The 20,465-nt window shown below is 29.6% G+C and carries 20 protein-coding genes; 3 read left to right on the top strand and 17 right to left on the bottom strand.

Features of this window, described 5'->3' with window-relative positions; all coding sequences use genetic code 11:
• Positions 1 to 66: 66 nt before the first annotated feature.
• The 4 genes from AYC61_RS07155 to AYC61_RS07140 form a co-directional block, all read right to left on the bottom strand.
• Complete coding sequence (locus AYC61_RS07155) at positions 67 to 591, bottom strand: YeeE/YedE thiosulfate transporter family protein (RefSeq protein WP_066498728.1); 525 nt, start codon at positions 589 to 591, stop codon at positions 67 to 69.
• Positions 592 to 601: 10 nt separating this feature from the next.
• Entirely contained in the window at positions 602 to 835 is a 234-nt protein-coding gene (locus AYC61_RS07150; RefSeq protein WP_066498726.1) for a sulfurtransferase TusA family protein, read from the bottom strand.
• 14 nt (positions 836 to 849) lie between these two features.
• Entirely contained in the window at positions 850 to 1,539 is a 690-nt protein-coding gene (locus AYC61_RS07145) for a YeeE/YedE thiosulfate transporter family protein (RefSeq protein ID WP_066498724.1), read from the bottom strand.
• A gap of 235 nt (positions 1,540 to 1,774) precedes the next feature.
• Positions 1,775 to 2,032 (bottom strand): DUF1292 domain-containing protein, encoded by a 258-nt coding sequence (locus AYC61_RS07140; protein ID WP_242866760.1) that lies wholly within the window; start codon positions 2,030 to 2,032, stop codon positions 1,775 to 1,777.
• A 410-nt stretch (positions 2,033 to 2,442) separates the two neighbouring features.
• Here AYC61_RS07140 and AYC61_RS21125 point away from each other — a divergent pair, with 410 nt between their 5' ends.
• Positions 2,443 to 2,595: a hypothetical protein gene (locus tag AYC61_RS21125; protein ID WP_156456377.1), complete on the top strand. Its 153-nt coding sequence runs from the start codon at positions 2,443 to 2,445 to the stop codon at positions 2,593 to 2,595.
• A gap of 99 nt (positions 2,596 to 2,694) precedes the next feature.
• Here AYC61_RS21125 and AYC61_RS07135 read toward each other — a convergent pair whose 3' ends face one another.
• The 4 genes from AYC61_RS07135 to AYC61_RS07120 all read right to left on the bottom strand — a co-directional run bounded on the left by AYC61_RS07135 (position 2,695) and on the right by AYC61_RS07120 (position 9,473).
• On the bottom strand, positions 2,695 to 5,265 hold the full coding sequence (locus AYC61_RS07135; protein WP_066498719.1) for a hypothetical protein: 2,571 nt from the start codon (positions 5,263 to 5,265) through the stop codon (positions 2,695 to 2,697).
• Between the two features lie 30 nt (positions 5,266 to 5,295).
• Entirely contained in the window at positions 5,296 to 6,834 is a 1,539-nt protein-coding gene (locus AYC61_RS07130) for an AXH domain-containing protein (protein ID WP_066498717.1), read from the bottom strand.
• A 95-nt stretch (positions 6,835 to 6,929) separates the two neighbouring features.
• On the bottom strand, positions 6,930 to 7,769 hold the full coding sequence (locus AYC61_RS07125; protein WP_066498715.1) for a hypothetical protein: 840 nt from the start codon (positions 7,767 to 7,769) through the stop codon (positions 6,930 to 6,932).
• A gap of 183 nt (positions 7,770 to 7,952) precedes the next feature.
• A complete protein-coding gene (locus AYC61_RS07120; RefSeq protein ID WP_066498712.1) occupies positions 7,953 to 9,473 on the bottom strand; it encodes a hypothetical protein in 1,521 nt (506 codons plus the stop codon).
• A 239-nt stretch (positions 9,474 to 9,712) separates the two neighbouring features.
• On the opposite strand from AYC61_RS07120, the gene AYC61_RS07115 reads away from it, so the two are divergent.
• Both AYC61_RS07115 and AYC61_RS07110 read left to right on the top strand, forming a co-directional pair.
• Positions 9,713 to 10,315 (top strand): TetR/AcrR family transcriptional regulator, encoded by a 603-nt coding sequence (locus AYC61_RS07115; protein WP_066498711.1) that lies wholly within the window; start codon positions 9,713 to 9,715, stop codon positions 10,313 to 10,315.
• A gap of 6 nt (positions 10,316 to 10,321) precedes the next feature.
• Positions 10,322 to 11,176, top strand: a complete 855-nt coding sequence (locus AYC61_RS07110; protein ID WP_066498708.1) for a GNAT family N-acetyltransferase — start codon at positions 10,322 to 10,324, stop codon at positions 11,174 to 11,176.
• 226 nt (positions 11,177 to 11,402) lie between these two features.
• Here the strand turns inward: AYC61_RS07110 and AYC61_RS07105 are convergent, their stop codons facing one another.
• The 9 genes from AYC61_RS07105 to AYC61_RS07065 form a co-directional block, all read right to left on the bottom strand.
• Positions 11,403 to 12,389: a D-cysteine desulfhydrase family protein gene (locus AYC61_RS07105; RefSeq protein WP_066498704.1), complete on the bottom strand. Its 987-nt coding sequence runs from the start codon at positions 12,387 to 12,389 to the stop codon at positions 11,403 to 11,405.
• Positions 12,390 to 12,607: 218 nt separating this feature from the next.
• A complete protein-coding gene (locus AYC61_RS07100) occupies positions 12,608 to 13,315 on the bottom strand; it encodes a permease (protein ID WP_066498697.1) in 708 nt (235 codons plus the stop codon).
• The gene (locus AYC61_RS07095; RefSeq protein WP_066498688.1) at positions 13,315 to 13,791 is read right to left on the bottom strand and encodes a permease; all 477 of its coding nucleotides are present in this window, start codon (positions 13,789 to 13,791) and stop codon (positions 13,315 to 13,317) included. Before AYC61_RS07095 ends, AYC61_RS07100 begins: the two co-directional genes overlap by 1 nt.
• Before the next feature lie 239 nt (positions 13,792 to 14,030).
• Positions 14,031 to 14,711, bottom strand: a complete 681-nt coding sequence (locus tag AYC61_RS07090; RefSeq protein ID WP_066498681.1) for a Crp/Fnr family transcriptional regulator — start codon at positions 14,709 to 14,711, stop codon at positions 14,031 to 14,033.
• 277 nt (positions 14,712 to 14,988) lie between these two features.
• Positions 14,989 to 16,278, bottom strand: a complete 1,290-nt coding sequence (locus AYC61_RS07085) for a TRAP transporter large permease (protein WP_242866759.1) — start codon at positions 16,276 to 16,278, stop codon at positions 14,989 to 14,991.
• The gene (locus tag AYC61_RS07080; RefSeq protein ID WP_066498673.1) at positions 16,250 to 16,774 is read right to left on the bottom strand and encodes a TRAP transporter small permease; all 525 of its coding nucleotides are present in this window, start codon (positions 16,772 to 16,774) and stop codon (positions 16,250 to 16,252) included. The genes AYC61_RS07085 and AYC61_RS07080 overlap by 29 nt, the downstream gene beginning before the upstream one ends.
• Before the next feature lie 120 nt (positions 16,775 to 16,894).
• Positions 16,895 to 17,932, bottom strand: coding sequence for a TRAP transporter substrate-binding protein (locus tag AYC61_RS07075; protein WP_066498665.1), 1,038 nt, complete (start codon positions 17,930 to 17,932; stop codon positions 16,895 to 16,897).
• 82 nt (positions 17,933 to 18,014) lie between these two features.
• On the bottom strand, positions 18,015 to 19,025 hold the full coding sequence (locus tag AYC61_RS07070; RefSeq protein ID WP_242866758.1) for a uroporphyrinogen decarboxylase family protein: 1,011 nt from the start codon (positions 19,023 to 19,025) through the stop codon (positions 18,015 to 18,017).
• Positions 19,026 to 19,038: 13 nt separating this feature from the next.
• Positions 19,039 to 20,340: an L-cysteine desulfidase family protein gene (locus AYC61_RS07065; RefSeq protein WP_066498664.1), complete on the bottom strand. Its 1,302-nt coding sequence runs from the start codon at positions 20,338 to 20,340 to the stop codon at positions 19,039 to 19,041.
• Positions 20,341 to 20,465: the final 125 nt, after the last annotated feature.

The raw sequence follows: 20,465 nt of genomic DNA, 5'->3' as shown, positions 1-20,465 counted from the left end.
TTGGAATGAGTTTCTGATTTACCGCTTACTCATACGAAGAATGAGCTTCAATTATATTTTCTATGATTAATCTGGGATTATATATTTAATTAATATTTTACAACCAACCCAAGCTCCGATTATTATAAATAGTGCAAACACCCAAGCGTGTAATGAAAATGATGGTATACCGCTAAACAATGTTCCAATATTGCATCCAACTGCTAACCTTGTTCCATAACCCATCATAATACCACCTAATAATCCAAATATCAGTTGCTTGCTATTTTTTATTTTTCTTATTTTAAATTGGGATGTTAATAACGTTGCAACAAGAGAGCCAATTATGACTCCTAGATTTAAAAGAGTATATTGATTAATAAATACGTTACCACTTTTTATTATAGGTTCATAATAATGATTAAAATAACTAAAATAAGCAAAATCAAACGGCTCAAGCCCAACCCATTGTAATATTCCAACAGCCCATAACAAAAAACCACTAGTTATTTGCCAGCTTATACCGCTAATTGCTAATAAAATAACATTCAATAATCCCAATAATATTCCGCCTATCCAGTAAGGCCAAGGTTTTTTAAACCATGTCGGCATAACATACCTCCTATTTATCCTTTTCTTTTTCTATATAAACTTCCCACTGTCCATTTTCTATTTCAACAATCTCTATAGCATGATTATTTTTCTCAGCCCATTCCTGCATACTAATTCCTACACAACTATGATCAGTATGCACAATTAAAATATCACCTTTATCCATACTTTTTAGTTCATTTATTGCTTTTATTATTGGTACTGGGCAAGCTTCGCACACGCAATCTATCTCTTTTACTGCCATTTTTACTTCCTCCATTATATGTCTTTGAAACGTCTATTTTCGTAATATATTGCAAATCTATACAATATTATTAATACTATTATTTGCAAAACCACAACTAATTTAAAATTAAGATACTCAGAGAAGTAGATAATCTTAGCTGAATGTATTATATGTTCATACCAAAAAGAATAATCTTTAGCTCCAAGTATAGTTCCTATTAAAAAACCAACCAAAACAACTATTTGAAGCATATGTCCTTCACCGATTCTCATTAAAACACCTGATGCACAACCACCTGCTATTACCATTCCTATCCCAAACATAAATGCTCCTATAGCCACATGTATTCCTACAGCACTAACCTCACCAGGAATAAAGTTATAATTAAAATCATTACTGTCTAGATAACCTGCTTGTATTACTGCAAAACCTACAGTACTTATTATTAATGCTAATATTACTCCTCTAATTAGCCTAGTATCTCCAATTAATATAGGATCTCTAAACGCAGCTGTAAAACAAAATCTAGAATATCTTAAAACTATACCAAATCCAATACCAATAATCCAGCATACAGCATTGTTTTTATTATTTGGTAATAAATAAAAAAAGATTATTAGTGTAAAGATAATTACTAAAATCCCATACAATGTTTGCTTCTTTTTTTTCTTAACCTGTCTTTTTCTGCTTTCAATTAATTTAGCCATCTCATTTGAAGGCATATTATCATCCTTTTTAATAGTGTATTTTGTTAAAATATTTACAAATCTAATTATTAATTTTTATCTTTATTATATCTTATACATATTTTATAATCAATAATATGTAAAGGGTTTTATATATACCAATTTGATTTCTCATGAAAGACTGATAAATACTAAATCACAGTTAACTATTAATATTTTCCATTTGATAGCATAAAAAATGCCGGTTTTGATTACCCGGCATTTTTGTATATTATTGTACTTCTTCTTCCCCATCACATAAATCTAAAAAAGCTTTAGATACTTTTTCGTATTCTTCATCCGACTCAATATGAGATAATACAGGTTCATTATCTTTCTCTTCATACCCATAGATATATACATCTTCAAGTTCATTTGGTAACAATGCTATATACTCTTTTTCTTCCACCTGAAATATTCCTAACATTTTACATTCTAGTTCATTTCCATCATCTAATACCAAATGAATTACTTCGTGCTCATTAATCATCATAATCCTCCAATCATCTATTTTGATATGTTTTTACAATTTAAAGTATACAGTAAATCAACATATTTTTAAAGTAATCTTCTTATTAAAACTTTATGTTTTAAAATATAGATGTTTTATAGTAACCTATAGCTTGATTATATGCAGTATTACACAAAATTATGATAAACTTTTATATAAAATGACACCTCCACATGACAAAAAATATATGGAATTATTATTAAAATAGTACGAAAATATCAATGATTATTTAGGTATCTTTGGACATTGAAATGTTGTTCCTGCAAAGGAGAGAATTAATAAAAATACAAAGAAAATCTACATCCACAGTTGCCCGCAATGAAAAAGATGTTTAAAAACTCCACCTTCATCAAAAGTTCGGCGAGCATATTATCCCATGTATTTCATATATGAATTCTGTATTGATTATAGTTTTCTTAGTGTTTTTAGAAGATGGTAAGCATTTTGTACAGAACGGTGAAGGTTTTGTAAGTATGAACCTTGGTACTCAATATGAACATATAGCTGAAGCTTGTAATAGAATAAAAAAATTTTTAACATAGTCCTTGGAAAACTTTTGTTCCTTTGTTTCACAATAGTAGGGGTGTTATAATACTACACCCCTATGATTTCTAATATTCCTTGCTTAATTCTTTTTATATCTAAGCAAATACCAAGCTTTTATTACCTCCTGACAAATGTTGATCTATTTTCTTTTGCTTTTCAAGCCATTCTTCACTTGGTAAATCCAAGTAATCTATAAATGACTTACTATACTTATCAATAAATTCCTCCTCTGGACTTGGTGGCGGATTGCGGTGAACAAACAATGCTACAATAGCTATAACAATACCTGCCACAGCTGCAACTATACCAATAACAGGAATTACAGAGCAGACTTCTACAGATAGTAGAGCTAGTAATCCAGCACCTGCTTCTACTAAAAATGCAATACTGTCTGCTACGATCTGTAGTATATCTAAAACCAATATTGCTGTTGGCTGTCCTGATGAAAAATCTTCAGCTATCTGGAAACCTGTAACTACACATGCTGCACCTAAAGCGACAACTGTCATGCCTCGTGCGAACAACTCAGTCACTTTTGCAAATTTAGTCCATCTTGAAGCTGTACCTGCTAATTCTTCTGCTTCAGCTAGTGCTTCTCCAGCTGCCTTTCCCCCTCTAGCTAATGCAGGTGAACTAACATCAGCAAAGCCCTCATCCAATTTTACACCAATTTTATTCGCTATTTCTGTAGCTCTTTCAAGAGATACTGCATCTTTTATTTCGCCACTTGCTTTCATTAACTCTTCTATTGATTTTTCTGCTGATGTTAACGTTTTTGCTGCCTTAAATTTTACCATGTCATTAAATATAGATACACATACATCTAATGTATCTATAACTGCTTGAACCTTTTCTTGCGGTTTTAATTCATTCCAATTCATAAACGCTTGGACTGAAGCGAAAATTGAATAACCGTATACACCGATAGCAAGTGCTCTACCAAAAGACTTGCATACTTTAGGATATTTCTCAGCCAACTTATTTAACCTTTTAGGCAAAGGAATATCTTTCAAATCTCTTAATATTGATACTGCATCGGCTATAATATTCCCCATAGCACTTACTAAGGCATTTACATCATTTACCTTATATTCTTCCATTAGCTGAGCTAAATCTTCTTTTCCAGCTTTGCGTACTTCATCTCCCCATTTGTCTTCTGCTAATAACGAGTTAAAGTACTGTTTAAAAAATTCGGTTAAAAACTCAACAAAATCTTCTTCACCTGTGGCAGTGAAGTTAGATATTATTTTATTTAATCTTACGTCCATAACTCTTTCATAAAGTGATGTAGCATAAGATATCTTTTTTTTATCAGTTGTATTAATTCTAGCTATAGGATCTAATGCATGAAGCATCGTAGTTAAGTGAGTAAGCCTATTTCTACCATCTAGTGTACTTTGCATAGCAAGTCCTATTAACGTAACTTCAGTAGTACAGTAATCATAGAGTTTCTTTGCCCAGCCCTCTGGATTATCATTTATATACTTCTGTAAGCCTGATACACACTCTGTATACGCACTATCCATTAAACTTGCTGATGCAATATTATATCCTTTATATTTTGAAAAACACTTATCTGTATTTCCTTTCCAAAAATATCCTAGCTTTTTATTTACATTAGCCATTTTTTTGAATTTATCTTGAATTTTCTTATCTGTACTTTTTGAAAAAGCTTGTGTTAAATATCCAACAGCAAACTTGTCATTAAGAAATGTCTGTACGTCTTCATTTTCCAGTAATTCTATATCTCTTTCTCTTAAAGTCTCATTAGGTCCAACAACAGGTTTCTTTTCGCCAAACCATTTTCTCCAACCATCATCTATTGCATAAAGCATTAGAGCTTTTAATTTTGAAAAACTTAACTCATGTAAATTGTTCATATCAGGTGCTGGTAATGTAAATAGGTCTTCAACTGACAAGTTAACTTCTTCTATTAGTAGTTTTGCATCTTCTATTGCTTTAAGACTATGTTCTATATCATAGTTTATAGTCTTTTGATTACTAATTTCCATCTTTAACATATTAATAAATTCCGAATCTTTAACTTTGCCTTTGATTGTATATTTTTCTCCTCTATTATCTGATTTTGTGCAGTCATATTTATAAATATCACCCGAAAAAGATGTATAGTCTAATGTGAAATTAAATTCAGCACATATCCATTCACTTAAACCCCAGCTACAACTCTCTGCATCAACTTCAATTGACGAATGTAAAACTTCATGTTTTTCTTTATCCTGATTAATTGTAAATCTTATAGTTGTGCTTTTCTTTAAATCTTCCGTTCCTTCTAATTCACCAAATACGTGTAAATTACCTTCTATTATTTTAAATCCCATATCAAATTCAAGCCACTTGCCAATTCCCTCAATTTCAGTATCATATTTTACAATACAATCAGCAGTAAAATTAGCTTTTTCATTATCATATAAAACAACACCGTTACCCAGTAATCCATGAGAAAACAATTTTAAAAATCCCTTTTCTTCTTTACCATCTTCATGAAATCTATGCCAAATAACATTTATCCCAGAAGCATTTGTTTCAATTTTTGAATATACTTTCTTTCCATTGATAAGTAAATGTCCATCTATTAATGACATGAAATCAAAATTAGGTACTGTCAGATTATCATTCATCTTTATATTTAATTTTGGTATTATCAATTCATCACATCCTTATAATTAATTAGATAATTATGATAATAGTTTTGTGAATGCATCACTTATTGAAGATATCCCTTCAACTCCAAATGCTTTTTCAAATAACTCTTTATTATTTATAATATTTTGTACGAAAACGTTTTTTTCATCTTCAGTCATTCTCTTATTCATATTTGATATTATTCTATTGACTGTTATTTCCGGATAATTTAATAGATTGCAATAACCATTTGCATGATAAGATTGGTATCCATGTCTAAAATGTAAATCATAACATAAAAATGATTCTGAATTAGGAGCTTCTATTATATTGATTTTTTTAACTATCACTTTTTCATGAATAATTTTACAATTAATTATTTCTTTTACTTTCCAAACATTATCCCCAATTTCTAACTTTTTGACATTAAAGTGTGGGTTTATTCTATTAGATATTTCAGGATTTAAGCTACACCAACCTCTATCTGTCATCACTGCATGATCAAATGACATAAAAGGCTTATCCTCATTAAAGCTGTACAATTTAGTAACATGTGGATTTATCACTAATTCACTAGAACATACTGATACTTCACTATTTTCATTTATTACCCTATCATATTCTCTAATATCTTCAACAGCTTTTGAAGTGCCATCTGCCATTAAAATGGTTGTCCCTTTCAATACACAGCCTGAGCCTCCACCACCTCCAGCTTTGCTTAGCGTCTCGTTATTAGGACGTTTACCTGATCTAAAGCCATGTCCATTTGCTCCTTGATCAGAATCTATCCATTTTAAAACATCTTCACCATATATGGTTTTATGATAGTTAACATTTGCAACTATAGGTGCACCACTTGATGTTATATCAACTACCTCTCGTTTTTTTACATTATAAGGACCTGTTTTTCTCCTGCAAGCATCTAAAACATAATTTTTTATAGCCTCAAAATTTTCTGTACTCTGAGAAAAAAATGGACTTACAGTTTCAAACCAATTTATATCATTATAATTACTAATTTCTTGCCATCTTTTATTCTTGCTCCAAATTTCGATTACTTTATTATAACTATCTCCTGAACTATCAAGAATCTTCATAAATATAAGTAATGCCATTGGTGGTAAATTTGTCCCCTTAGTATCGCACTCTATTAAAAAATCTGTTATAAAATGATCTGTTGCTATTTTCTCAGTAATTGTATTAGTCCACTGACAGGAATCGTCTACATACTGCTTCATATTCAACTCTGTCATCATATAATCTATAAATAAATCATGACCGACATCTTTGCTATTAGCATTAAACCAATCATTAATATAATCATATTTTATAGCTGTTATTGTTTTATTAAAACTATAAACATCAGTATTTAAAATAACATAGCTTAAATACTTAACAGATAGATCAACAAATTTATTTATATTTTTATCTTTGTTATAATCACAATAAGCTTCTTCATTTAAACCACCAAAGAAAATTTGATGCGTATAGCTGCTTGAAAATAATATACCGTTTATAATACGTCTTGCAAAAAAATCAAATGGTATTTTATCTATTGTTTTAATGGTATTCATAAAATCATCAAAAGTCACATTAATCACCTCCTTTCATATTTTGTTATAATTATTACTTAAATTAATTTTTTAATATGAAATTCACTTAAAAAAAACTAAATAATTTCACTAAACTAAAACAATGGTCTAACTGGAAATCTACGTTCATTATCAGGATGTTTTCCCGATCTAAGTCCATAACCTTTTGACCCATGTTCGGAATCTATCCATTCTATAACATTTTTACCATATATAATTTTATTGCCAGGATTTTCTCTAGTAAAAGGCTCTGTTTCAATATTACAAGCATCTGTAATATATTTTTTCGTGTATTCAAAAAAATTTGTATTCTGAGAAAATAATGGACTTATGGTTTCAAACCAATTTATATCATTGTAATTACTTATGTTATGCCATCTTTCATTTTTACTCCAAACATCAATTATCTTATTAAGATTTTTGCCTTTTTTATCAGATATTTTCATAAATAAAAGTAGTGCCTTTGGCGGTAAGTTTGTACCTTTAGTATCACATTCAACTAAAAAATCTGTTATAAAAATGTCTGTTGCTATTATTTCAGTAATTGTATTAACCCAGTTCATAGAATCATACTGCTTCATATTTAACTCTGTCATCATATAATCTATAAATAAATCATGACCAACATCTTTGCTATTAGCATTAAACCAATCACTAATTCGGTTATAACTTATTGCTTTTATAGTTTTATTAAAGCCATAAACATTAGTATTTAAAATAACATAGCTTAGATACTTAACAGATAAATCAATAAACTTATTTTGATTTTGACCTTTATTGTAGTCACAGTAAATCTGTTCATTTAAAGTATGAAAGAAAACTTGATGAGCATAATTGCTTGAAAATAAAATACTGTTCTTAATACGTTCTGTAAAAAAATTGGCTGGAACTTTGTCTATTGTTTTAATAGTATTCATAAAATCATCAAAAGTCATATAAATCACTCCCTTAACGTCATGCTAATATTATACTATTTAACCAACTTTGTGTAAATATTTTCTTCATTTTCTTGCTTTTTATTACATTGTTTGGTGGTAATTTGCAAAAACTATAATAATTTTATATATTCAATGCTATTTCAAAATTATTTTTGATTAAATGAAAAATGATAAAATAACTTATTTAAAGAGTTTTGCGAATGCATAAATTATTGAAGCTACAGCTTCAATACCAAATGCTTTTTCAAAGAGCTCTCTATTTTGAACAATGTTCTGAATAAAAGTATCCATTTCTACTCTTGTCATTTTTTTATTCATATTTGATATTATTCTATTTACTGTTATTTCTGGATAGTTTAATAGATTACAATAGCCATTTGCATGATAAGATTGGTAGCCATGTCTGAAATGTAAATCATAACATAAAAACGGTTCTGAATCAGGAGCTTCTATTATATTGACTTTCTTTACTATTACTTTGTCATAGGTAATTTTACCGTTAATTATTTCTTTTACCTTCCAAACATTATCCCCTATTTTTAGCTTGCTGACATTAAAATGAGGATTAATTCTATTAGATATTTCTGGATTTAAGCTACACCAACCTCTATCTGTCATTACTGCATGATCTAATGACATAAAAGGCTTATCTTCATTAAAACTATATAATCTAGTAACATGAGGATTTACGACTAATTCGCCTGAACATATTGATACTTCGCTCTTTTCATTGATTACTCTATCGTATTCTTTTATATCTTCAACTGCTTTTACATTCTCATCTTTCATTAAAATAGTTGTTCCTTTTAATATACAGCCAGCACTACCTGTACTTTGGGCTTTCTCAAGTGATTCATTATCTGGATTTTTACCTGAACTAAAACCATAACCCTTCGCGCCTTTTTCAGAATTAATCCATTTTAAAACAGCTTCTCCATAAACAGTTTTGTTATAATCTACATAAGCTACTATTGGTACACCCCAATGTACAGCACCTACTGCCTCTCGTTTTTTTACATTATAAGGACCTGTTATTTTGTTACAAGCATTCTGCGCATAATTTTTTACAGATTCATAAAAATTATTTACTTGTGAAAAAAATGGGCTTACAGTTTCAAACCATTCTATTCCATTATAATTTTTTATTTCTTGCCATCTTTCATTTTTACTCCAAACATTGATTATCTTATTAAAGCTTGTTCCTGTTTTATCTAGTATCTTCATAAATATAAGCATTGCTTTTGGTGGTAAATTTGTACCTCTAGTATCACATTCAACTAAAAAATCTGTTATAAAAACATCCGTTGCAACTTTTTCAGTAATTACTTCAGTCCATGTTTCTGAATCATCAATATAAGACTTCATATTTAACTCTATCAACATATAATCTATGAACAAATCATGTCCAACTTGTTTGCTATAAGTATTAAACCAATCATTGATATGATCATATTTTACTGCTGTTATTGTTTTGTTAAAGCCATAAGTAGTTGTATTTAAAATAACATAACTCAAATACTTAACAGATAAATCAATAAATCTTTTTTGATTTTCAACCTTATTGTATTCAATATAAGATTGCTGAGCTAGATTAGAAAAGAAAACATTATGAACATCACTACTTGAAAAAAATATACCATTTCCTACACGCTTTTTAAAAAAATCAACTGGTACTTTTTCTATTGTTTTAATAGTATTCATGAAATCATCAAATGTTATATGAATCTCCCCCTTTATTTGTAACCCTTTAATATATTATTATTATGTCATATATTTTTTTAAATGTAAATATTTTACCATTTCGCCATGTAAAAATTTCCTTCCTTTCAGATTTTATAAAGAAAATCAAAAAAAATTTAATGTATTTCTTGTATATGGAAATGTTTTATGATACAATTTTTTAAAAGCACGATTGGTCTTTTTAATGCAAGGAGGTTATAATGCCCAGAATATCTGAAGAAAAAAAACAAAAAAGAAAAGAACATATTATAAATACAGCTTTTGAACTATTTGCAGAAAAAGGTTATTCCGCAACTGGGATGCGTGATATTATGAAAGCTACAAATATTAGCAAAGGAGGTATTTATGTTTATTTCAAAAGTAAGACAGCAATACTATTAGCAATTGCAGAGCGTTTTGATGATAAAAGACATAGACTTCTAAATAATATTGATTTAACACTAACAGCAGATAAAATATTCACCGAATATATAAAAAAAAGACTTGAAGTTTTTAAATATGAAGAAAATCAAAAATGGACAAGAATTGCTTTGGAATTTTGGTCACTCCCCAAAGAAATTCCTGAATTAAGCAACATCCTTAATAATCGATTCAATGCATATCATTCAGATATAAAATTCATTATTAAACAGGGAATTAATGAAGGTACATTTAGAAGTGACTGCTCAGTAAAGCATGTTATCTACCAAATTATGAGTACTATAAATGGAACTGGTATCCTGTCAAGCTCTATGGGCAAAGCCGTAACTGACAAGCAAATTGAAGAGACTATTAAAATGTATTTAAAATATTTGAAAGGGTGATTGTACATGTTTACGATTAACAAATGCTCTGAAGTATCTGACTCACAAATATTTAAGGCTTTTTCTGATGGATTTGCAGATTATATGATTAAAGTTAAAATGGATGAAGATTTTTTTATAAAAAGATTCTTCGGACCAGAAGGAAATGATAGATCTTTATCATATATTGCTTTCAAAGAAGGTACTCCGGTTGGATTGATTCTAGGAGGTCTTAAGATTGGTGAAAATTTTAAAACACTAAGATGTGGGACAATGGCAGTAATTCCTGTTTATAGAGGGACAGGGTTGTCAGATAAATTAATGGAGCTTCATGAAAAAACTGCATTAGAAATTGGATGTAGGCAAACATTCCTTGAAGTCATTGACAGCAATGATAGAGCAGTCAATTTTTATAAAAAATGGGGTTATGAAAAAGTATATAATTTAACTTATAGATCATGGAAACTAAAAAATAAAAATCCACTAGTTTTTGATAAAAATTCTATTCAACATAAAGTTGATATACTAACTTTTGATGATATCTATTTACTTCGAACAATGGACAAATCACATTTGCCGTGGCAGGGAGAGTTTACTTATTTTAAGGATTTTCCATGCAAGTTCTACGGGATAAAATCTAATGGTAATATTGTTGCAGGAATAGCTGCTACTGATACTCGTATATTCTATTTATGGGTACACCCAGAAAAACGACAAAAGGGTTATGCTAAAGCTTTACTTAATAGAGTCATTACAGATTTAAAACCAGAAGTCTTAAATATAACATATTCTAATAATTCTGAGATTCATACATTTGCTAATCACTATAAAATGGAGAATTCACCAATAAATCAATTTGAGATGTATAAGTGGCTAGAGTAAACATTTCTATTGTTACTAATCACTAAAAGATCTAGTTTATAATATGGTTATTTAAAGCGATCAATTTCTAACTTCTTTATACATCTGGTCGCTTTATTATTTACCAAAGTTTAATTTAGATTTAATATAGCTACATATATAGAACATATAATTTACCTTTTAAAACAATTCAAACTATATTCATAAAAAAACAGAAGAAAAATTTCTTCTGCTATGCCTTCATTTTTTAAAAAATAAACTGTTCTCTCTTTGGCATCAATCCAAATAATCCTCCTGTATGAATAAATAAAATATTTTTACTTTCATTAAAAGTATTTTTCTTAATTTCATTTACCATTCCATATACCGCTTTCCCGGTGTAAACTGGATCGAAAATTATACCATCATTGCAAGCTATATCTCTTATAAAACTTAATTCTTTATCCGTGCTTATACCATAGCCTTTCCCTACGTAGCCATCCATGATATTAATTTCATCTTTGCTATATTCTATATCAGCAGATATGTACTTATTAGCATCCTTTAATAGGTTTTCTACCTGATTTATAAAATGCTGTGCATTTTTTGAAACATTTACACCATATATTTTTTTATTAGCTTTAAAAACTTTATTAGCTAAAAATAGTCCAGCATATGTTCCACCTGAACCAACTGCACAGACAATTGTATCAAATATAATCCCTAATTCCTTTTCCTGTTTTAAAATTTCCTCTAAAGCCCCGTAATATCCAAATGTTCCAATTCCGTTAGATGCTCCTTCGGGAATTATATATGCTTTGATATTATCTCCTTTTAATTTAACTACTAGTTCTTCCATTATTTCTTGTCTATTTTTATATTCTTCTTCATTTACAAATATAATATTAGCTCCAAGCATCTTATCTAACAAATAATTTCCATCTATCATATCCTCTTTTTTGCCTCTTAAAATCAAATATGATTTAAGTCCAAGCTTAGCTGCAACAGCTGCTGTAGCTCTTGCATGGTTTGACTGTGTGGCTCCACATGTTATTAATGCATTACATCCTTCATCAAGTGCCTGTTTAACAGAAAATTCTAGCTTTCTGATTTTGTTACCTGACACCTCAATACCTGTATAATCATCTCGCTTTACAAAAACATTTAAGTTCTCCTTCATCTTTGAAAGGTATCTTGATTTTTCAATCTTTGTAGGCAAATTTGCCAAATTAATACGTTCTGGTATATTATTCATAGCTCTAACCCCTTTTTAAACTTTTTATCTTATTATATCATTTTTAGGCACTGAAAAAAAACAAGTCAGATTACGAAGTAATTTTGATTATTTTCTAGGCAATCAATCACATACTCACTGTATGTAAGTATGTGATTGATTAACAACAAAAAGAATTATTAGGACAAGTAAGCGCTCTAATTTATTTTCGCATTTTTTGTATATTTAACTTATACTACTTATCTTATTGCATTAATAGGACAACTTTCTTTTGACTGTTTCAATTCTTCTTCACTTAATTGTTCTATAATATTTTCAATTACTTCTGCTTTACCATTTTTAATAGTAAATATTTCAGGAAAATTTCTAACACAACTCCCACAACCAATACAAACGTGTTCGTCTACAGTAATTTTGCTTTGATTATAAGAATCATATTCCACTTTAAAATTATTTTCTTTTATCCAAACTTTCATAATTTTTGCCATAATAAAAATAGCAATTACTGTAAATATCCACCTTATTAACATATATTCAACACCCATAAATTTAGATTCATTAATAAGCATTGGTACTTTGATAACTGCCCATGAACTAAGTATTATAATGATATTTTCAATACTCGCACCTTTGTTTATAAGTGTTCTACATATAGGAAATGCTGCATATATTGGTCCTGCTGATAATGATCCTATTGCTAATGAGATTGTCATTCCTTTAATTCCAGCTCCATCTCCAAAATTTTTCATAATCACATTTGTAGGTACCCACGTCTGAATTAGTGATGTTAAAATAAATATTGCAGGTAAGATTTTTATCATTTCTACAAGATAATATGCACTTTCATTAAATGCATTTAAAATCATGTCTCCATTGAAAATGAACAATATAATATATCCTAATAACGCTAATGCTAATATTTTATTTCTTCTTATTATTTGCTTCATTACATCACCATCCCAACAATAATAGCTATTATAAGTGCAAATATAAAACTCAAAACATTTCTTTTAATTGCAAACCACTTTCCGAAGGTTTTACTCTCCAAAGGAAATGTAACAAACCCGACCATTGTCAATGTTGTTAAAAAAGCTGTTAATGTTACAATACCAGCACCATTTGCTTTTAATGAACCTACTAGTGGAAAAGCTACAAACGCTGGTATTAACGTAATAGTTCCAACTACCGCTGCTCCTATAGTAGCGATAAATCCACTTCCATTTCCTAGCAAGCTTTCTATTTTGCCAGGCGGTATAATTGTAAGTATTAACCCAATCAACAATAATACACCAATTACATCAGAAAGCATACTACTTATCATTCCCTTAGCATTTTTTATCGAATTTAAAGTTTTTTCTTTGTCCTTATACAAGGACACTATTAGAGCGATAGCTGTTAATAAAATTAATAATATTGTACTCATTAATTTCACTCCTTAAAATAATTTAAACCCATTTCATTTGTATAATATATACAAAAGCAAATATAACGTTCTGAATTCCAAATGATATCAATTTTAATATGCTACTAAAATATGAACATAGCATTTAATTCCTTTATTATCATGGGTTTTAATATAATATACATCAAAAAAAAGAAAACCGCCGTAATATATATTACGAACGTATATAGTAAATTTCTTATTTTATAACATCGGAAGCATTATTTTTCAAGTTCTTCTTCTAGTTTATTTAAATCTAGTATCTCAATGATATTATTTTTATAATCTATAAGATGCTCTTTTTTCATAATAATCATTTCTTTTGACAATGCTGGTCTTGTAACTCCAAAAAACTCAGCCATCTTTTTTCGAGTCATAGAAAGTTCAATTTTTAATGCTCTGTTTTTTCTATATTCCATTAGCAAATAATTGATAACTTTTTTTCTTATTGTACCACTAGAAATGAATTTTACCTTTTCACTTAAATATACAATTTGATTTGATAATGATCTAACAAAATTGTTAAAGAATTGTCTACTATTCATACACATATCAACAATATCCTTCTGTGATATAAACAATATATTCGAATCGTTGCTTGAAATTATAGTACTTGGATAATAATTTGAATCTGAAAATACAGTTGCATTTCCTATCAAATCACCAATGCCTAATTTTTTAACTTGAAGCATTTTGCCAGTTTCATATAGTTTTTTAACATCTACATCTCCTGACAATACTACTCCTAATGCTTTAATCTCATCTCCTTCTAAAGCAATTATTTCTCCCTTAGTATATTTTGCTATTTCATAATAGCTGTTTTTTAAGATTTTCTGTATCTTTAGTTTGTCAAATCCTTTAAATAACTCACATTGTTCTAATTGTTCAAATATGTTAGTCAATATCATTTCCTCCTGATTTATTAAATAATCATTATTAGCAATAATAATAACAATTCCTAACTATATTATAGAATAAGATATAGCAATGACACAATATAACTGGTTTAATTTAAAACATAAAAAAAAGACCTAAGTAAACTCAAATCTTCATATGTAAATTAATGACTTTAATTGAATGCAATAAAGTTGTTTATTACAAACGTTATTTATTAACAAGGAAGTATAATTCAGCACAAACCGCCCGCAAAGCGGGCTGTGCTGTTATCAAAAGGGGGTTCTAAACAAATTCAGGCATTATTAATTTTGGTATAAATAAGAATAAATCTGGGAACATAATACCGCATAATATAATTAATAATGTAAGACCAAGCATAGGTAATATTCCTACAAAAGCTCTAGGAGCTGGTATCTTACCTATTTGAGCAGCTATTAACAAGCATATACCATAAGGTGGTGTAATCATACCTAATGATAATGTTAATACTACTATTACTCCTAAGTGAACCGGATTAAAACCTGCTACATTACCTAGGTTTTGTATTATAGGAAGAAATATAATTATTGAAGTTATTGGGCTTAAAAATGTTCCTATAATAAGTAAGAATACAATTAACATAAGGTATATTCCAAAATAAGAATGAGTAATACCTAATATAAAGTTAGCAATCATTGTAGGTGCATTTAGATAAGCTATAAGCCATCCAACAATTCCTGCACTTGATACTGCAAACATAGGAAGTGCAAAGCCTACTAAAGCATCTGCAAAAACACCAGGTAAATCTTTAACTTTAAAAGATCTATATACAAAGAACATAAGTATTAACCCATATACAACTGCTACTGCAGCTGCTTCTGTTGCTGTAAATATACCAGCTGTAATTCCAACTATTATTATTAAAGGAAGAAGTAATGGTGGAAATGCTTTTACAAAAGCTTTTCCTTTTTCTTTCATTGTTGTTTTATCTTCACAAGGATACCCATGTTTTTTAGCCATATGGTATGTATAAAACATTTGAGTCAATCCGATAAATACTCCTGGTACTACTCCTGCTAAAAACAAAGCTCCAATAGAAACCTGTCCCATTGCACCGTATATAACCATCATAATACTTGGAGGAATAATAACACCTAATGTTGAAGATGCAGCTGTTATAGCTACTGTAAAATCTATATCATATCCATCTTCCTCCATTGCAGGTATAAGCATTGCACCTATTCCAGCTGTATCGGCTGCACCAGAACCAGAAAGTCCTGCAAAAAGCATACTAACAAGAACGTTTACATGTCCTAAACCACCTTTTATATGGCCAACTAAAGCATTAGAGAGAGTAACTAGTTTCTTTGTAATACCTCCATCATTCATTAACCTTCCAAGAAGTAAGAAAAAAGGAACTGCGAGAAGAGTAAATGAATTTACACCCGCATACATATTATTTAGTATTGTTGTAAAAGGTAGTCCAATATCAACTATAGTTATCATAGCTGACAAAGCTAATGCAAAAGCTACTGGTATTTTCAGGAAAATCATTACAAAGAAACTAACCATTAATAGTACTAATGGACTCATCCTCATCACCACCTTTAATCATTTGTATAAATTTCTTTGAATTATTTATTAAATGTTCTGTATTAAATAATAACATTGCAACACCAGATATTGGAATTGATACATATATATATGCTTGTGGTATAACTAGTGCTGTAGTCATACGAGAAAATCCCATTTTAGTAAAAGGTATTCCATTTTTTATCATTATATATATTAACCCGTAACAAGCAACATCAGCAAAAACATCTAGAAACGCATTGATTTTTTTATATTTTGGCGGAAAAATTTCCACAATATAGTGCTTTCTTTTTCTTAATGCAACAGCTGATCCTAAGAAAATTGACCAAATAAACGTGATCATTGATACTTCTGTAGACCATAACAATGGAATTTCAAACCAGTTTCTAACAACTACTTGAGTAAACACAACCACTACTAATATAGCTAATAAACAAATACCAATTAAAGTGAATACGTTTTCTATTAGATCGTTTATTTTTTTTAATGCTTTCATAACTACACTCCATTCATCCTAAAATGTTTGGTTTTGCTTAGGAATTAAAATTATGTTTATTATTGCTTCCCTTTTACTCTTTGATATAGATATCTAGAGTAAAAGGGAAATTATATGTTTCTATTTCATATCTAAAATCATCTTCAATATATCACTTGCACCAATTTCTTCTGCTAATTCTTCATGTAAAGGTTTAACTATTTGAATAAATGCTTCTTTATCAACTTTATTTACTTGTACACCAAAGTCTTTTTGTAATTCTTCAAGTCTTTCAACATCAGCTTTTTCTCCAGCTTCAGTACCAACTTTTGCAGCATCAACAGCTACTTCTTCGATAACTTTTCTATATTTTTCAGGTAATTTATTATATGTTGAATCACTCATTGATAAATGAGATAACATAAATAAATGTTGAGTTTCACTATGGAACTGAGCAACCTCATATAGTTTACTTCCATAATATCCACTAATAGAACTTTCAAATGCGTTTACTACACCAGTTTGAATAGCACTGTAGATTTCATTCCATGCTAATGAAGTAGGAAGTGCACCTAATGATGACCAAAGTTTTGCTTCCATTGGAGAACCAGGAAGTCTCATTTTCATGCCTTTTAAATCAGCAGGAGTTACTATAGGTCTAAGGTTGTTTGAAGCATTTCTACAGCCACCACCAGCTAAAGCAAGTAATCTGATATTCAAGTTCTTTTCTGCATATAATTCTTGGTATCTTTTAAATACAGCACTATCATTTGCTATAGCTTTTTTGAAATGATCTGCATCATTAAATAAATATGCTAGACTGAATACTTGATATTCAGGTACGAAAGATGCTGCATTTTGAGTGCCACCTAGTACAAAGTCAATAGTACCATTACGCATTTCATCAATAGTAGTTTCATCTTTTCCTAATGTACCTCCAGGATACACAGTTATTTTAACCTTATCATTTGTTTTTTTAGCTACTTCCTCTGAAAAATAGTTTGCCATTTCTATCCATGGATGTGGTGCATTAACAACTGTTGATAATCTTAATTCATAAACCTTGTCATCATTGTTAGCCTCTTGTTTATTAGACTTGTCCCCATTACATCCAAAAAGACATCCAACACATAAAACTAAAACAAGCATTAAACTAACTACTTTTAAACCTTTTCTCATTAGAAAACCCCCATTTTTTTTGTTTTTTATTTTAAACTAAATTTTTATCTTATGTATAATTTAGTCTAATTCATAATTTAAACTAACAGTTTGTCCCAAATTTTTCTATAGCAACTCTAGTAGCATAATAATTTATTGAAGGAGTATTTGGATTCGCAACACAACCTGGTCCAAGCATAAAACCTTTTTTACCAGCCATTTTGACTGCCTCTGATACATGAACATATATATCATCTACAGAAGCTTGTGCTAAAACATCTTTTTCATTAAGTCCACCAAGGAAACATTTGTCAGTCATTTTTCTTGCTTCCTCCATGTTTGGCTTAGACCATCTATCATGCCAGCTAATACAATTTCCTGGATAGTTTGCTAATTTTTCAAACATTGTATTATCTCCATGTATATGAATAACATTAAAGAATGTTTCGTCTTTGAATGCATCAAAAAGCTGTAAGTCATACTTAGTACCAAATTCATCATATTCTTCTTCTGTCATCATATCGTATGTAGCACATTGAGTAGCAAAGAAGAAACCACTAACTCCTTGCTCAAGGTTAGCTTTTATAAAGTTTATATTAGTATATGTTATAGTTTGTAATGCTTGATGGAATATTTCTGGATTTTCTTTCATATCCTTGAATATTCTATCACCTGCTAGTTTCAAAGCTGTTGTTAATGGACTAAATATAGTTTGCACAATTGGTACATCTTCATTTCTCTCTTTTAACATCTTATTTACGTGTTTAACTAATTGCACCTGCTTACCAAGAGTACCATATGTACCAGGTAATACTTCTAAGCTTTTCCAGTCATCTACACACTTAATACCATAATCATCCACGATTGGTGGTTGGTCAGGTGTTCCAAATATTTTAACTTTACAACCATAATCTTGTACACTATATAATCCAAATGGCATTAATTTAATAAAATCTAAATCATATTTTTCCATGAATTCAATTTGTGTTTCGGCTAATGATCTAGGGTCTTGGTCTTTATGTGGATAGTGTAACCATAAGCTAACTGGTACTCTATCTACTTCCTGTCCATTTAAAGCAGCCATTACTCTTTCTTTTTTTGTCATTTTTTTCATGAAAATCTCCTCCTTATTTTGCTGTTTGTTGATCAAACATAATATCTATAATAGTGTTGTCCATACTTTTCATACCATCTGAAGCAAATTTACCTAAGTATTGTATTGTATCTTCTCCTTTATTACCTACTATACCGTCTAAATTTGAAACAATAGTATTGTTTACTGCAAGATGAGCATGTAATGTAGCCTCTGCCGCTGCTGTAGAAAGCTTAAATGCGCATCCACCTTTAGCACCATCACACGCTAAGCCTGAAATGTTCGATACCATATTTTTAATTGCACCTGCAATTTGAACTTCGTTTCCTCCTAATACCCATGTCATAGCAGATGCTGCTCCTATACCCGCTGCAACAGCACATCCACATACTGGAGAAAGTCTACCTGTATACAATTTTATATAAGATGTTATTAAGTGACTAAAAGCAACAGCTCTTGCTATTTTTTCATCATCATAGCCATGTTCTCTACAAACAACTGTTACTGGTATAATTGCAGTAATACCATGATTTCCACTTCCTGCACTACTCATAACACTCATGTTTACACCTGACATTCTTGCATCACAAGCAGCAGATGTAATAGCTCTAACTTTGTTAACGATATCGTTTTCAATAATTTTATTGTTTATCAATTTATTAATACCCTGACCCAAGTTAGCACCACAGTTATTATTTAATCCGTATTCTGCAATGTCCATGTTCATCTTAACACCGTCTAATAAAAACTCTATGTCTTTAAATGGTACATTTTCTACGAACTCTTTCATATCTTTTATGCTTACTTCTTTTAATCGATCTACTACACTAGTAGTTGTAGCAGCAGCTTCTTCTTTTCCTTCTTCTTTTTGAAATAAAACATCACCGTTAGCTTCTACATATGTTATATTTGTATGATTGTCCTTTATTATACATACAGCATTACCTTTGCTTGTCTTCACATTTGCTTCTATATAGAAATTAGCCTTTTCATTTTCTATGTCAATTTTTGTTTTTTTATCGTTAACAATTTTTTTAGCTTCCTCAACATATTGGTCATTTACATTTTTAAAAACTTCAAGTTTTAAGTCAGGATCACCACAAATAGCGGAAAGAGCTATTGCAAAATGTAACCCCGTTTCTTTAGTCCCTGGTATGCCTACCCTTAAACCATTTTTAAATATATTAGGACTAGTTTTTACATATATCTCCTCTATATCTCCACCTATTTGTTTATATGCATTTGAAACAGCTATTCCCACTGCTACTGGCTCTGTACAACCTAATGCTGGCTTTACTTGTTCTTTTAGTACGTCTACCATAAAGTCGTTTGCCATAATCATCACTCCTTATCTTTTGTTGTATGCATATTAATAATGCAAGGTATATGCCAATAACAATATATTATAAAAATATTTCTAAATATTTAAGAGTGTGATGAATTAAAGGTTTATTTAGATAA

The organism is Abyssisolibacter fermentans (assembly GCF_001559865.1).
Lineage (GTDB): Bacteria > Bacillota > Clostridia > Tissierellales > MCWD3 > Abyssisolibacter > Abyssisolibacter fermentans.
This window is presented reverse-complemented; position numbering and strand designations above follow the sequence as displayed.